The organism is Bacillus sonorensis NBRC 101234 = KCTC 13918 (assembly GCF_001592005.1).
Taxonomy (GTDB): Bacteria; Bacillota; Bacilli; order Bacillales; family Bacillaceae; genus Bacillus; species Bacillus sonorensis.
Map to the genome: position 1 here is coordinate 136,293 of NZ_BCVZ01000008.1, position 15,041 is coordinate 151,333.

The window sequence follows — 15,041 nt, forward strand, 5'->3', positions numbered from 1 at the left end:
AACAACCTCACCTCATGTCATCTTTCTTCCATCACAGTAACATGCAACGGCTTTTCGGAGCAAGCGCGGGAAAACTCCTTTGTCATCTTGCTCATCCATTTTAACCTCTCCCGCATCGCCCGTTTTCAGGTTATACTGACATACATCGGGGTGATCACATGAATGATAAAACGGTCCTTACGCCTGAAAAGTGGCGGGCCATTGTTGAAAATGATTCATCTTATGACGGCGTATTCTTTTACGCGGTGAAAACGACAGGCGTCTTTTGCCGCCCCTCCTGCAAATCGAGGGTTCCCCATATCGAAAATGTTCGCATTTTCCCGGATGCACAACAAGCTTTATCAGAAGGTTACCGTCCCTGCAAACGATGCAATCCGGACGGCCCTCTGCTTCCTGATGAAGAGCTGGCCGAACGGGCGGCGATGATCATCGGGAGATATTATCATGAACCCCTGACACTGACGGATTTGGCTGAAAGGTGCCATACCAGCCCTTTTCATCTGCAGCGGACATTTAAGCGGATTAAAGGGATGTCCCCGCTTGAATATATCAGTCAGAAAAGAATATCAGAAGCGTGCGGGCTTCTTGCGTTTTCAGATCAAACGATTTCACAAATCGCTTCAAAGGTGGGCATCCTGAATGCGGATTATTTCGCCTCCCTGTTTAAAAAGAAAACGGGTCAGACGCCGACAGAGTTTCGGAAAAGAAAGCGGGGGATACAGTTATGAGCGCTGAAATCTTGTATTGGAGCATGCTTCGTGACAGTCAATGGACGTTTTATATTGCGGCAACAGCACAGGGGCTTTGTTTTGTCGGATCGCCCGGTCAGCATGTTGATGAGCTGGCGGCCTGGTCTAAAAAAAGGTTCCCGGACTATATGCTGGTCCGGGATGAGCAAGCAATGCAGCCGTATATCAATGAACTGACAGCGTATTTGAATGGCGAACTTACAGAATTCAGCTGCCCCGTCCACCTTTATGGGACGCCTTTTCAATTGGCCGTCTGGCATGCATTGCGGGACATTCCTTATGGAAGAACCTGCTCCTATTCGGATATTGCGGAGCGGATCGAAAACCCTGAAGCCGTGCGCGCGGTGGGTGCGGCGATCGGGGCCAATCCGCTTTTAATCATCATCCCCTGTCATCGGGTGGTTGGAAAAAACGGCAGTTTGACAGGGTACCGGGGCGGTTTGGAAATGAAAAAAAATCTGCTTATCCTGGAAAAAGCAGTTCCGCTGCGCTGAATGGCTGAAACGGACACCGTTCGAAAGAAACGAACGGTGTCTGCAGCCTCAATCAATTGGAAGTTTTATCATCTGACACAATATGAATATCGATTCCGTCTGTATGACGCATCATACTATTGACAATTGATCCTTTCCAAATCTCCTCCCATCTGGAACGGGCGGACTGTCCCAGCACGATTTGTGTAATATTGTTTTGTTTTGCCACCCCGGTTATCGCCTCTGAAATACGGCGGTCATTTGAGGGCAGGAAGATAAACCCGGCGCCAAATTGCCCGCAAAGACGTTCCCATTGCTGAATTTTATGTCTTTCATTTGCCGTCATTTGATCCTTGGCTTTGCGGGACACGTGTAAGACAAACAGCTCCGCCTTCAGCCGGTTGGCAATTCTCCATCCCCGGCGGATCAGCTTCTCGGCATTTTTGCCATGCTGGACGCACACCAGTATTTTTTCATTTGTTCCCCTTGGCCGGCTATAGCCGTTCTGCCGGTTTAGACGTTCTATCCGGTCATCCACATCATCGGCGACTTCGCGTAAGGCCAGCTCTCTGAGTGCGGCCAAATTATTTTTTGTGAAAAAATGAGTCAAAGCCTGCTGGATGTTATGCTGTTCATAAATTTTGCCTTCCCGCAGCCGCTTTTGCAGCGTTTCCGGTGTCACATCAATGAGGATGACTTCATTGGCAAGATCCAAGATCCGGTCGGGAATCCGCTCCCTGACTTTTACGCCTGTCACTTGCTGGACAATATCATGAACGCTTTCAATATGCTGAATGTTGACGGCCGACAGGACATTGACGCCTTCTCTTAATATATCTTCCACATCCATGTATCGTTTTTCATTTTTCGAGCCGGGTATATTGGTATGAGCCAGTTCATCGATGATGACAAGATCAGGCTTTCGCTCAATAATCGCAGCGGCATCCATTTCTTCAAGCGTTTTTCCTTTATATTCAATTTTTCGTTTAGGAATGACCTCAAGTCCCCTTATCAAGGCAGCCGTTTCCTTCCTGTTATGCGTTTCGACCAAACCGATGACAACGTCTATTCCTTCACGTTTTACATCGTGCGCTTCCTGAAGCATTCGGTACGTCTTCCCTACACCTGGCGCCGAGCCGATATAAATCGTCCAGCTCCCTCTTTTGAGCTGTTCAATTTCTGCCAGCAGCTCTTCAGGCGTTTTTCTTCGATAGGCGCGGCTGTTTTTTCGCATCACAGCTTCTCCGCCTCTTTTCAAGATTTTCCTGATGTTAGTTTTTCTTTCAGGTCGATATTCAGAAGCAAGACATTAACCCGCGCTTCACTGAACATGGATGCCTTTTTTGTGTGTACCTCAACCAATTGCTGCAGCTGTTTTTTCGATATTCCCGTCAGCCGGCTGATTCTCGGAATTTGCGCTGCTGCTCCGGCAGGACTGATATCGGGGTCTAATCCCGATGCGGAATTTGTGACCAAATCGATCGGCAGTTGATTGACAGGTACATCGGGATTCTCCCGCTTCCATTTTTCAATGGATGTTTTTACGCGTTTCAGCAAAGCGGGATTTGACGGAGCTTCATTTGGCGATCCGGATCCTGAGGCATCATAGCCGATGCTTGATACTCTGCTGTTAAAATAGCGCGGATCAGTGAATGGCTGGCCAATTAATTCAGATCCAACAGCCTCTCCTTTTTTGTCATAAACAAGGCTTCCCATCGATTTTTCAGGCATTACGGCTTGTGAAATGCTGGTCAGAGCCAACGGATAAGCAAGTCCGCAAACGATCATCAAGAGCAGACTGATTCTGATAACAGGGCCGATTTCCTTCATGATTGATCCTCCTCACACCATGATCTGCATGATCATATCGATCAGCTTAATTCCAATAAACGGGACGAGCACACCGCCAAGTCCGTACATCAATAAATTGCGGGCCAACAGCGCGTTTGAATTCATCGGCTTGTATGCGACTCCCCTTATTGCCAGCGGCACAAGCAGCGGAATGATCAGCGCATTAAATATCAGCGCCGATAAAATCGCCGACATCGGCGAAGCGAGTCCCATGATATTTAACGATGCCATTTGGGGAATCGCCGTCATAAACATCGCAGGAATAATCGCAAAATATTTGGCGATATCATTTGCGATACTGAAAGTTGTCAAAGCGCCGCGGGTCATGAGCAGCTGTTTTCCGATCGATACGACCTCAATAATTTTCGTCGGGTCGGAATCGAGATCAACCATATTGGCCGCTTCCTTTGCTGCCGTTGTTCCGCTGTTCATGGCAAGCCCGACATCGGCCTGCGCCAGCGCAGGCGCGTCATTTGTTCCATCGCCTGTCATAGCGACCAGCTTTCCTTCTGCTTGTTCGCGTTTGATCACATCGATCTTGTCTTTTGGTTTACTTTCCGCGATAAAATCATCCACCCCGGCTTCCTTTGCAATCGTGGCCGCTGTTAAAGGGTTGTCGCCTGTACACATGATCGTTTTAATCCCCATTTTCCGAAGCTTTTCAAAGCGTTCTCTCATCCCCGGTTTTACGGTATCCTTTAAATAAATCAAACCGTACAGTTGATCCCCGGCAGCCACAGCCAGAGGGGTGCCGCCTTCTTTTGAAATTCGCTCGCTTTCCCGGTCAAAATCAGGCGGGACCGTTCCGCCGTTCTGTATCACCCATTTTTTCACCGCGTCAACGGCGCCTTTGCGAATGGCTGTTCCATCCGGAAGGTTGATGCCGCTCATCCTGGTTTCCGCCTTGAATTCTATACATTCCCCGTCTTCGGCGGCAGAAGCGTCAAATGGAATGGATTGTTTTTTGGCAAGCTCGATGATCGAACGTCCTTCAGGCGTTTCATCATGAATGGAACAGAGCGCCGCGTATTCGCCGACCGTTTGAAGCGTTTCTTGGCCGGCCGGGACAAACTCGCTCGCCATCCGGTTTCCAAATGTGATCGTTCCGGTTTTATCAAGAATAATCGTATTAATATCACCGGCGGCTTCAACCGCTTTACCTGACATCGCAAGTACGTTAAAACGGGTGACGCGATCCATGCCGGCAATGCCGATAGCCGACAGAAGCCCTCCGATTGTCGTCGGAATCAGGCAGACCAGCAGTGCAATCAAGACCGCCGGGTCAATGTGAAAGCCGAGATAATCCGTAAAAAACGGAAGTGTCGCGACAACGATGAGAAAGATGATGGTCAGGCTCGTCAACACTGTATTCAACGCGATTTCATTCGGTGTTTTTTGTCTTTCCGCCCCTTCAACTAAAGCGATCATCTGGTCTAAAAATGTTTCGCCGGGGTCACTTGTGATTTTTACTTTAATCGAGTCGCTGACAACCCGGGTTCCTCCGGTAACGGAGCTGAAATCGCCTCCCGGCTCTTTTATGACAGGCGCTGATTCACCCGTTATGGCCGATTCATCAACTGAAGCGAGACCGCTGATCACTTCGCCGTCGCCGGGGATCATTTCTCCTTGGGAAACAATGACAACGTCTCCTTTTCGCAATTCGTCAGACGATGCTTTTTTCGTCTTTCCGTCACCTGTTACTTTATTGGCCCATACTCCTTTCTTCGTTTGTTTTAAAGAATCGGCCTGCGCTTTTCCTCTTCCTTCAGCAAGCGCCTCGGCGAAGTTGGCGAATAAAACCGTCAACAGCAAAATGACGGATACCGCCGGATTGAACCATGGATTTGCCGTACTGCCGAAAAACTGCGGAAACACAGACAGCAGTATTGTTATCAAAAATCCCATTTCAACGATAAACATAATTGGATTTTTAGCCATCGTTTTCGGATGTAATTTGATAAAAGCCCTTTTAACCGCGTCCTTTACGATCGATTGATTCGACATTTGGCCCGAATCTGATTCGAGGTGCGGATGGGCATGGTTCAAATCATTCATGTTATGCATCCTCTCTTTCATAATGTTAAAAATTCCGCGGCCGGTCCTAACACCAGGACAGGGAAGAAGGTCAACGCTCCGACAATCAAAATCGAGGTGATGAAAATGCCGGCGAAAATACTTGAATCTGTCCGGAATGTCCCAATGGTTTCCGGGACGGTTTTTTTCTTGCACAACGATCCGGCGACCGCCAATAGCGTAACAATTGAGAAATAACGGCCGATGAACATCACGATTCCTGTCGATAAGTTCCAGAATGGCGTCGCGTCCTTCAGCCCTTCAAATCCTGAACCATTATTAGCGGCCGAAGACGTAAATTCGTATAAAATTTGGCTGATCCCATGGAAACCTGGATTTGAAATCGCCTCCCGCCCCACCTGAGTAAAGATGGCAAGCGCCGAGGCCCCCAATATCAACAACGGATGAATCAACAGGGTGACTGCTAAAAGCTTCATTTCTTTTCCTTCAATTTTTTTGCCCAAAAATTCAGGCGTTCTTCCGACCATTAATCCCGACAAGAAAACAGTGATCATCGCATAGAGCAGTATATTCATAAATCCGGCGCCAAAGCCGCCGAACACCGTGTTCAGCATCATATTGAGCAATGCCAAGAGGCCTGTAAGCGGCGCAAGCGTATCATGCATCGTATTGACCGCTCCTGTCTCACTCGCAGTTGTGACCATCGCATAAAAGGCTGAATACACAGTTCCAAAACGGACTTCTTTTCCTTCCATACTGCCTTCCCCATGCTGGATACCCGTTTGATTGATCACCGGATTTCCGCCGGATTCGGTTATGAAGGCTGCACCAACCATGAATAAAAACAACAAGCCTGCCGAAATGAAAAGGATTCGACCCTGCTTCAGATTTCCAACCATTTTTCCATAGGTAAACGGCAGGGAAACGGTCATCAACAGCATAAGTAACATTTGCAGCGCATTGCTCCACCCATTTGGATTTTCGAATGGATGTGCCGAGTTTACGCCGAAATACCCCCCTCCGTTGTTTCCGAGCTCTTTAATCGATAAAAAGGACGCGACAGGCCCCCGCAAAATCGATTGCTCCCCTCCGGTTATCGTTTTTACGGTTACGGAAGAATCAAGTGTTTGCGGTACACCGAGACCCACAAAAACAATTGTCGCAACCACTGCAATCGGCAGCAGAATTCGAGTGATGCAGCGGATGAGATCAATGTAAAAATTTCCGAACGGCTTTCCGGCTAGTCCGCGAATCATCGCAATGGCAGCTGCAAGCGCAGTGGCCGGCGCGGCAAACATTAAAAAGATAATGGCCGTCATTTGTGAAAACAGAGAAAGCCCGGTTTCACCGCTGTAATGCTGCAAATTCGTATTGGTCATAAAACTGATCGCCGTATTAAACGCAAGTGTCGGCTCCATTCCCGCAATATGAGCAGGATTTAAGGGCAGCACTCCCTGAAGCCGGAATACGAGGTAAACGATCAATATCATAACCGTATTCGTGACAATTAAAGCGGCGGCGTACTTTTTCCAGGATTGGTTTTCCGCTTTCACACCGCCGATGCGATAAAACACGCGTTCAACCGGATAAAAAAACCTATCGATTGCAGAAGGGGCGTAGTCGAATACTTTTGCTATGTAAAGCCCCATTGGTTTAGCCAGCAATAAAGCGATCAGCAGGATGCAGCATATGGAAATAAACGCTGTCATTTCTTTAACCCCCAATATGTTTACAGTTAAAATTTTTCCGGATTTAAAAGAGCGTACATCAAGTAGACAAACGCGGCGATGACCGCAGCTGCCAGTAACATCATCGGACATTCCTCCTTCCCCGGCTTTGTCGATTAGCTGATCGTTTTTCCCGCCCATTTCAGCAATAACAGCATCACTGCTGCTAAACAGACGACGATGGCCCACATGGCGATATCCAGCATTTCCTCACCTCCTTGATTTTTTTGCATGAAAAAAAGCCGCAAGAGAACAAACCTCTTACGGCTTTGGTTTTGGGCACAGTTAAGAAACCGTGCTTTCCGCACGCATTTGGGTTCTCTTCAAACGCTTGCGAGGTTAGCTGTCGGATTCAGGTGCAAAGAGTCACCTTACCTTTCAAAAGGATTCACCCCAAGTGGCCGCGCCACAAAAAATGGTTCCCCCGCTTCCAGTCTGGAATTCAGCGATTACGATAATTGGAAATTTTATTCAGATTTTTGATGAGATTTATAATACGCTCGTTGCATATTAGTGTAAAGCTTCATAAATGACCAAATTGGCTTATTTTTATCTTTTATCAGCCTTTTACAGCATCAAATCATTTGATTACTTCTATTTTCTTATTATCCCTGACATTTTCTTGATCTCCACTTGTGAATAAAGGGTTGGGAACAATCCAAAAAACACCGTCCGAACATTCGAACGGTGCCTTCCATTTTAAAAATCAAAGTTATCAGGATCTGGGCCGACCCGGGTATTCTCGTTTAAAGCATCGATTTGCGCCATCTCCTCATTGGTCAGCTCAAAATCGAATATATCCGCGTTTTCTGCGATCCGATGCGCTTTTGTCGATTTTGGAATCGTGATGACGCCGTTTTGCAAATCCCAGCGCAAAATCACCTGGGCTGCGGTTTTGCCATGCTTTTTCGCGATGTCCTTCAGAAGGTGATGATCAAGCAATTGTCCCTGCATTAATGGGGACCATGCTTCAAGCTGAATTCCATGCGCTCTGCAAAATGATTGCAGCTCCTTTTGCGTCAGGCGCGGATGGCACTCGACTTGGTTGACCATCGGTTTGATTTTCGCATCCTTCATCAAGTCTTCAAGATGATGGATTTGAAAGTTGCTGACGCCGATCGCTTTGACGCGTCCAGCTTCATAAAGAGTTTCAAGCGCCCGCCACGCCTCTTTATACCGGCCTTCAACGGGCCAATGGATCAGAAATAAATCCAATTGATCAAGCCCGAGTTTGCTGAGGCTCTTCTCATAGGCCGCGATTGTCTCTTCATATCCTAAATCTTCATTCCAGACCTTTGATGTCACAAATAGATCTTCTCGTGAAATGCCTGCCTCTTGCAAGCCTTGACGGATGCCTTCCCCGACTCCCTCCTCATTTCCGTATATCGCTGCCGTGTCAATGCTCCGGTAGCCGTGGGCGATGGCCGTCTTCACGGCATTCACCAGTTCCGGCCCTTCTTCCACTTTAAACACCCCGATGCCAAACCAGGGCATTTTCACGCCATTATGCAATTCTGTTCGATCTTGTAAATGTGTTGCAGTCATCATATGAGACCTCCTGTTATCCATTTTGTTTTCAGATGCAATCCCCTAAATTTTTTTGCAAGTTGCGGCCATCGTGTTGTTCTTTGCGTTCAAGAGCAAGGCTCAAGCCTGTCAGCACGACGGCGCCCAACACCATGAATCCGCCCACCCATGCGGTATGAATGAGTCCGACCGATTCTGTGATCACCCCCCCTAAATATGATCCGATGGCAATGCCTGCATTAAAGGCCGCAATATTGACGGCAGATGCGACATCCACCGCACCCGGTACAAACCGTTCGGCAAGCATGACGACATAAACCTGCAGCCCCGGAACATTCATGAAAGCCAAAAATCCCATCAAAATGATCGTGATCAAGCCTGCCAGCTTAAAAGGCGCTGTAAACGCCAAGACGAAAAGCACGGCAGCCTGGGCGATAAACATATAAAACAATGCGGTCAGCGGCTTTTTGTTTGCGGCTTTACCGCCAATGATGTTGCCGAGCGCAATGGCAATGCCGTATACAAGCAAAATGACAGCGACGGCTTCTTCTTTAAAACCGGTGACATGCTGCAGCAGCGGGGACAAGTACGTAAAGACGACAAACGTGCCTCCGTATCCCAAAGCGGTAATGATAAATAAAAGCAATAACCGGCCGCTTTTCACAAGCTTCAGCTGACTGCGGAATGTCGTCCGGACGCCTTTCGGCAAGTCGCCAGGCACAAGGATGCTGTTTGCAATAAAAGCCAATACGCCGACGGCGACGATCGCAATAAAGGCAAACCTCCAGCCGAATTGCTGCCCAATAAAAGTGCCGATCGGAACACCCGTAATCGTCGCGACGGTCAGCCCCGTAAACATGATGGAAATCGCTCCGGCTCTTTTATGCTCCGGAACAAGGCCGGCGGCAATCGTCGAGCCGATCGACATAAAAACACCGTGTGAAAATGCGGAGAGCACGCGGGCGGTCAAAAGAACGCCGATGCTTCCGGCACATGCGGCAATGCCGTTCCCGATCATAAACACCATCATAATCAACAGCAGTAACGTTTTCCGGGACATAACCGATGTAACGGCTGTTAAAACAGGCGCTCCGAACGTGACTCCCAAGGCGTATAAAGATACGGTCAGCCCTGCTGTCGTAACCGAAATATGCAGATCATCGGCAATCAGCGGCAGCAGGCCAACGCTGATAAACTCTGTCGTGCCGATCGCGAATGCGCTGACGGCCAAAGCCAAAAGCGCTAATATACTTCGTTTTTTATGAAAAGAAGACATTTGATTCCCCCTATGATTTTGGTATAGCGAATTGTTGCCGGCAAATGATATTATGGTACATATCAGTGATAAAAAAAAGTACGCACTTGCAAGTACTATAGGAACTGAAAAGTATGATAGGCACTTTTAAGTGCCTATCGATCGGAGGAAGAATATGAAGCAGAAAAAATACAATATTTCGGTTGAAGCAACTCTCGAAGTCATCGGCGGAAAGTGGAAATGCGTCATCCTCTGCCATTTGACGCACGGTAAAAAGCGGACAAGCGAATTGAAGCGGCTCATGCCGAACATTACGCAAAAAATGCTGACCCAGCAATTGCGGGAATTAGAAGAAGACGGCGTCATTAACCGGATCGTATACCAGCAGGTTCCTCCAAAAGTGGAATATGAGCTCAGCGAATACGGCTGGACCCTGCGGAATATCTTGGACTCGCTGTGCGCATGGGGTGAAAAACATATCACAAGGGTCTACGGAGATAAATTCGCAGTTTTGGAAGACAGTGTGCTGAATGATAAATTAAAGGAAAAGCCCGGCATTCAGGAAAAATAACAAAAACGACATTCCTTTGGGCGGAATGTCGTTTTTTATTTGCTTTACGAATAATAGCGGGACAGTTCGACGATCATCGCCCCCATCCGCTCCAGCTCCGGAGCGAGCAGACGTTCAACCCCTTCCTCTCTCAGCGCTTCTGCCGTCACTTTCCCGACAGCGGCCGCTGTCACATGTTCCTGAAACGCTTTGACGATTTCTCCCGCGATACCTGCTTCTCTGGCGAAATTGAAAAGCGAACGGACTTGAACGGCGGTCGTGAAACAAACCGCATCCACCTCACGGCCGATGATCTCTTGACACAATAAGGAGACGGTTTCCTGCTTCGGAGGGGTATGCCGGTAAGGCAAAAGCGGGAATACGGATGCCCCTTTATCCTTTAAAAACGCCAGCAGCGCCGGCGCATTTTCTCCGTGGAGCTGCACCATGACCCGTTTTCCGGCCAAATCGTAAGGCTCAAGGGCGTGTATCAGCCCGCCCGTCGTACCGTCTTCATCAGACGCCTCCGGAGTAATGCCGAGCTTCTTTAAGGCAGACACGGTTTTGTATCCTCTTGATGCCGCCTTTGCCTGGCGGATTACGTGCAAAAACCGGTCACGGAGCCCAAGCTTCTCTGCAAGACTGACAAGGGTTTCTGTACCGATTCCAGTCGTAAAAACCGCCCAGTCGGCTTCCGATTCTACAAAGGCCTGCAATTCGGGCCCGACTTCTTTTTCCGCTAAAAATACGGTTCCTTGAAGAGAGCGGGCGACTGGAATCCCGCCTTGTTTTTCAATCAGCGTGCTGATCTCTTCGATTTTCCGCGAACCGCCGATGGCAATCCGTTTGCCGGTTAATCCTTTTCCCACTGCCAATCCCTCTTTCTTTATCTTTTTATATGAATCTCAAGTTTTTCGGTTTACTAACATCTTCCATGTGAGATATGATAGAATTATCAAAAAATTAACAGGAGGTTTTTCAGATGTCGACCGATTCCCGTTTTGACACCCGTGCTGAACAATTGACGAAGCATGCCCGTTTTTTCGAGTATACCACCGCTTCCGATCCGATTGGAAGCGGAAGCATCAGTCCGGTGCCGGTTAAAGAATTCGGGCCGGAATTGTACCGGTCAGGGGATACGCGGATGATTCCATTGGACATCTCAAAAGAGCTTAAAACCGATTATCCCGCATCAAGCCCGTCCCTTCTCGCCCACTTTATCACGATTCGCAGGGGTGATACGATCAATACGAGCCCGAACGCGACAAGCGAATTATATTACGTGATTGAGGGTTCCGGCAGCACAGATGTCAATGGAGAAACAATCCAGTGGCATAAAGGCGACTTTTTAACGCTGCCCGCAGGTTCAAACAGCCGCCATACCGCAGCGGAAGACGCATCCATCTATTATATAACAGACTCGCCGCTTCTCCGCTATTTAGGAGTAAACGCAGCTGAAGCGCGCTTTAAGCCGACTCTTTACACCGCCGAACAGGCAAAAGAAAAATTAGCCGAAGCTGCCAATTCCCCCGACGCCCGCTTTCGCAACCGTATTTCTGTTCTGTTAAACAATGATAAATTCGATCAGACGTTAACCATCACACACGTACTGTGGGCGATGTTCGGAATCGTTCCTCCGGGCTCCAAACAAGCGCCCCACAGCCATAAGTCGGTGGCTCTTGATTTTGTCGCCTATGCCGCGCCAGGGACGTATACATTGGTCGGCAGCCGGATCGATCCCAATACAAAAGAAATCATTGATCCGGTCAGAGTCGACTGGGTAACCGGAAAAGCGTTCATTACACCGCCCGGGTTATGGCACTCCCACCATAACGAATCAGGCGAAGCCGCCTACATCATTCCGATTCAAGATGCCGGACTGCAAACGTACCTGCGGACATTGGATATTCAGTTTCAACATTATGAGAAATAAAACGGGGTTTCAAAAAGGAGCCGGCATGTTTCGGTGGCGGCTCCTTTTTTCAGAGCTTCGCAAGGCCCTGATTCCCCACGCTCCCCGATTTTCCCCTGAACTCCTTTTCCCTTTCTTAGGGACGGCCGTTTCTCTGATAGTAATCAATGACAAACATTCTAAAATTGCTCGCCGCCGGCGATAAATAGTGGTCTTTTAAGACGGCAAGGCCGATCATCCGTTCACAGCGGTAATCTGCAACACGGCAGTACGCGACAGGGGAATGGACATGTTCTGAGGTTTTCGGCAGAATCGCCGCACCGAGCCCTGCCGAAACAAGCCCCAAAATGGTCGATACTTCCTCTCCTTCAAATGCAAGCTTCGGACTGATCCCTAAATCCCGGCACATTTGATCGAACACATAGCGAAGTCCGTATCCAGGCTTAAATCCGACGAAATCTTCATCGGCTATCGTTTTCATCGCGATTTCTTTTTGGCCGGCCAGCGGGTGGTCGGCAGGCAGCACCAGATAAAGCGGCTCTTTATCCAAAACGGTCCACTCAAGCAGTTCGTTCGGCAGCGGCGGCGAGCTCATGCAAATATCGGCTTCGCCCGTTTCCACCATGTGCTGCAGCACTTCGTTCGCCCCTTGATAAAGGCGGAATCCTACATGGGGGTGCAGTTTTTTAAATTCGGCGATGAGCTGCGGCATGACCCAGGAACCAAGTGTATGCAAAAAAGAGACCGAGACTTCTCCGTAATCGGGATCTGCGCTTTGTCGGACCTTCTGAACCCCTTCATCAAGCGCATGGCGCGCTTTTTTTGCTTTAACGAGAAACTGTTCGCCATACCTTGTCAGCCGCACAGATTTTGATTTTCTGATAAACAAAGGCACGCCCAATTCTTCCTCAAGCTTTTTGATGGAACGGCTCAAAGCCGGCTGTGAAATGCTTTGCTCCATTGCGGCTTTTGTAAAATGCCGATGCTTGCTGACGGCGATAAAATTGTCAATTTGATGGAGCTCCACTCTTTCACCTCCTTATCATAACAAAAATGCATCATATCTATAGTTATTATAAATTAGACACATCACAAATGAAAGCGTAGGATGGATCATAGAGCTAGATTGCAGAAATGAGGGACCAGCATGAAATACATTCAGCCGCATACGAAGGACTATCAACACGCAAGCATCGCCTTATTTATCAGCGGTTTTGTCACGTTTGCCACATTGTACACCACACAGCCGCTGATGCCGGTATTTGCAGAGGAATTCGGCATTTCCGCGGCGGCGGCAAGTGTAACATTATCAATCTCAACGGGCATATTGGCATTCTCTTTACTGATGGCGGCGGCATTGGCGGACGGATTTGGCCGCAAAACGATCATGACGCTGTCGCTTTTTTCAACATCCATCCTCGGCCTGTTGACAGCGTTCAGCCCGAACTTTGCCGCCCTTCTTGTCATGAGGGGCCTGCTTGGGTTCTTTCTCGCGGGTGTTCCGGCCATCGCCATGACCTATGTCGGTGAAGAATTCGATCCGAAGGGGCTTGGGAAAATGATGGGGCTCTACATCAGCGGCACGAGCCTCGGCGGCATGAGCGGCAGACTGTTGACCGGCCTTTTGACAGACCTTTTCGGCTGGAGGGAGGCGCTCGGCATCATCGGCGCCATTTCCGTCGTGCTGAGCTATCTGTTTTGGCATTTGCTGCCGCGGCCCCGGCACTCCGTAAAACAGCAAACCAATTTCAAAAAAACATGCGGAGCTTACAGAGCCGTTCTTGTTAACAGGCGGCTCATGCTGCTGATTTCTCTTGGCTTTATCTTAATGGGCAGCTTTGTCACGATGTTTAATTATATCGGATTTCAGCTGATGGCCCCTCCATACCGGCTGTCGCAAACGGTCATCGGTTTGATCTTCATCGTTTATTTGGCGGGTGCGCTCAGCTCGGTTTATATGGGAAAGAAAGCCGACGCCTTCGGCAGCCCATTGATGATCAAAATCGCCATCGCCATTATGGGTTCGGGCGCCTTGATCACGCTTTTCTCGTGGCTGCCGCTGAAAATTGCCGGCATTGCCGTCTTTACGTTCGGATTTTTCGGCGCCCATTCGATCGCCAGCTCCTGGGTTGGCCAGAAGGCCGATGATCAGCGCGTTCAAGCCTCTTCCCTTTATTTGCTGAGCTATTATCTCGGCTCAAGCCTGGCAGGTTCGTTCGGCGGTTTTTTCTGGATCCATTTCGCATGGACGGGAATCATCGCTTTTATTGCGGGATTGCTATTGATCGCCTACCCGGTGATTTTCTTTGCCGAAAGGGAAAAGAAACAGCTGTCAAGGGAATGTGTTGAAGCAAAGGATTGACCTAAACCTTTTTCAACCAACGCCGATATATAGATCAAAGCCGGCATGACATTTCCTTCTGAAGATCAGCCGTTTTTAGAAATCGAATGCAGTCCGTCATGTTGGCTTTTCCCTTACGATCCGCTATCATGTTTGACGGAGGGGGATTTCTTTGCTGAAGAAAACGGGATTCTGCGGATTGATGGTTTCTATTGTTTTGGGCATTTGTCTAAGATGGAGATTGAATAACAGCGGCATACTGCCTGACATGTTATCCATTGCGGGCTTTGTATTCGCCTTGATGTACATATGGGACGAGATGAAAAAGGAGAGCCGAAAAGCGCTTCTCTGGAAAGGAACGGGCGTGATCATCGGAACGGCTTTGCTGGCGTTTGTGATCATCAAAGGCCGTGAATCGATCATCAGCCTGCCTTTTTTCAGCGGCTGGGAAACGCCTGCCCAAGCCGTTTATATTTTATCGGTTCTTGTTCTGGCAGCCATCATCATCTCTTACATAAACGAAATATTTTCAAAGTCATAAAGAGACAACCTAAACGGGTTGTCTCTTTTAGATTGTTGACAAAATCCTAAAACGGTTTTCAGTTTTAGAATTTTGCCATCC

At 48.5% G+C, this 15,041-nt stretch carries 15 protein-coding genes and 1 riboswitch; of the genes, 6 read left to right on the top strand and 9 right to left on the bottom strand.

Annotation, left to right across the window (positions count from 1 at the left end):
* Positions 1 to 158 precede the first annotated feature (158 nt).
* Both BTR1S_RS11710 and BTR1S_RS11715 read left to right on the top strand, forming a co-directional pair.
* Complete coding sequence (locus BTR1S_RS11710) at positions 159 to 728, top strand: bifunctional transcriptional activator/DNA repair enzyme AdaA (protein ID WP_006637751.1); 570 nt, start codon at positions 159 to 161, stop codon at positions 726 to 728.
* On the top strand, positions 725 to 1,243 hold the full coding sequence (locus BTR1S_RS11715) for a methylated-DNA--[protein]-cysteine S-methyltransferase (RefSeq protein ID WP_006637752.1): 519 nt from the start codon (positions 725 to 727) through the stop codon (positions 1,241 to 1,243). The genes BTR1S_RS11710 and BTR1S_RS11715 overlap by 4 nt, the downstream gene beginning before the upstream one ends.
* A 52-nt stretch (positions 1,244 to 1,295) precedes the next feature.
* Here the strand turns inward: BTR1S_RS11715 and kdpDN are convergent, their stop codons facing one another.
* The 7 genes from kdpDN to BTR1S_RS11745 form a co-directional block, all read right to left on the bottom strand.
* The gene (gene kdpDN, locus BTR1S_RS11720; protein ID WP_029419277.1) at positions 1,296 to 2,456 is read right to left on the bottom strand and encodes a KdpD-like non-kinase potassium sensor; all 1,161 of its coding nucleotides are present in this window, start codon (positions 2,454 to 2,456) and stop codon (positions 1,296 to 1,298) included.
* Between the two features lie 20 nt (positions 2,457 to 2,476).
* On the bottom strand, positions 2,477 to 3,052 hold the full coding sequence (kdpC, locus tag BTR1S_RS11725; protein ID WP_006637754.1) for a potassium-transporting ATPase subunit KdpC: 576 nt from the start codon (positions 3,050 to 3,052) through the stop codon (positions 2,477 to 2,479).
* Between the two features lie 12 nt (positions 3,053 to 3,064).
* The gene (gene kdpB, locus BTR1S_RS11730; protein ID WP_238548700.1) at positions 3,065 to 5,077 is read right to left on the bottom strand and encodes a potassium-transporting ATPase subunit KdpB; all 2,013 of its coding nucleotides are present in this window, start codon (positions 5,075 to 5,077) and stop codon (positions 3,065 to 3,067) included.
* A 68-nt stretch (positions 5,078 to 5,145) separates the two neighbouring features.
* Positions 5,146 to 6,816: a potassium-transporting ATPase subunit KdpA gene (gene kdpA, locus BTR1S_RS11735; protein ID WP_006637756.1), complete on the bottom strand. Its 1,671-nt coding sequence runs from the start codon at positions 6,814 to 6,816 to the stop codon at positions 5,146 to 5,148.
* Between the two features lie 26 nt (positions 6,817 to 6,842).
* Positions 6,843 to 6,920, bottom strand: a complete 78-nt coding sequence (kdpF, locus tag BTR1S_RS23585; RefSeq protein WP_081605373.1) for a K(+)-transporting ATPase subunit F — start codon at positions 6,918 to 6,920, stop codon at positions 6,843 to 6,845.
* A gap of 226 nt (positions 6,921 to 7,146) precedes the next feature.
* Positions 7,147 to 7,292, bottom strand: a riboswitch (cyclic di-AMP (ydaO/yuaA leader).
* A 241-nt stretch (positions 7,293 to 7,533) separates the two neighbouring features.
* On the bottom strand, positions 7,534 to 8,382 hold the full coding sequence (locus tag BTR1S_RS11740) for an aldo/keto reductase (RefSeq protein ID WP_029419274.1): 849 nt from the start codon (positions 8,380 to 8,382) through the stop codon (positions 7,534 to 7,536).
* A 28-nt stretch (positions 8,383 to 8,410) separates the two neighbouring features.
* The gene (locus BTR1S_RS11745) at positions 8,411 to 9,736 is read right to left on the bottom strand and encodes an MFS transporter (protein ID WP_255130825.1); all 1,326 of its coding nucleotides are present in this window, start codon (positions 9,734 to 9,736) and stop codon (positions 8,411 to 8,413) included.
* A gap of 55 nt (positions 9,737 to 9,791) precedes the next feature.
* Here BTR1S_RS11745 and BTR1S_RS11750 point away from each other — a divergent pair, with 55 nt between their 5' ends.
* Entirely contained in the window at positions 9,792 to 10,187 is a 396-nt protein-coding gene (locus tag BTR1S_RS11750; protein ID WP_006637759.1) for a winged helix-turn-helix transcriptional regulator, read from the top strand.
* Positions 10,188 to 10,231: 44 nt separating this feature from the next.
* Here BTR1S_RS11750 and BTR1S_RS11755 read toward each other — a convergent pair whose 3' ends face one another.
* The gene (locus BTR1S_RS11755; protein ID WP_034326401.1) at positions 10,232 to 11,035 is read right to left on the bottom strand and encodes a uroporphyrinogen-III synthase; all 804 of its coding nucleotides are present in this window, start codon (positions 11,033 to 11,035) and stop codon (positions 10,232 to 10,234) included.
* 113 nt (positions 11,036 to 11,148) lie between these two features.
* On the opposite strand from BTR1S_RS11755, the gene BTR1S_RS11760 reads away from it, so the two are divergent.
* A complete protein-coding gene (locus BTR1S_RS11760) occupies positions 11,149 to 12,099 on the top strand; it encodes a cupin domain-containing protein (protein ID WP_029419273.1) in 951 nt (316 codons plus the stop codon).
* Between the two features lie 115 nt (positions 12,100 to 12,214).
* Here the strand turns inward: BTR1S_RS11760 and BTR1S_RS11765 are convergent, their stop codons facing one another.
* Positions 12,215 to 13,105 carry a LysR family transcriptional regulator gene (locus BTR1S_RS11765; protein ID WP_006637762.1) on the bottom strand — a complete coding sequence of 297 codons (891 nt, stop codon included), beginning with the start codon at positions 13,103 to 13,105 and terminating at the stop codon, positions 12,215 to 12,217.
* Positions 13,106 to 13,225: 120 nt separating this feature from the next.
* Here BTR1S_RS11765 and BTR1S_RS11770 point away from each other — a divergent pair, with 120 nt between their 5' ends.
* Together BTR1S_RS11770 and BTR1S_RS11775 are read left to right on the top strand one after the other, a co-directional pair.
* Positions 13,226 to 14,440 carry an MFS transporter gene (locus tag BTR1S_RS11770; RefSeq protein WP_006637763.1) on the top strand — a complete coding sequence of 405 codons (1,215 nt, stop codon included), beginning with the start codon at positions 13,226 to 13,228 and terminating at the stop codon, positions 14,438 to 14,440.
* Between the two features lie 151 nt (positions 14,441 to 14,591).
* Positions 14,592 to 14,960 carry a YoqO family protein gene (locus BTR1S_RS11775; RefSeq protein ID WP_006637764.1) on the top strand — a complete coding sequence of 123 codons (369 nt, stop codon included), beginning with the start codon at positions 14,592 to 14,594 and terminating at the stop codon, positions 14,958 to 14,960.
* The last annotated feature ends 81 nt before the right edge of the window (positions 14,961 to 15,041 follow it).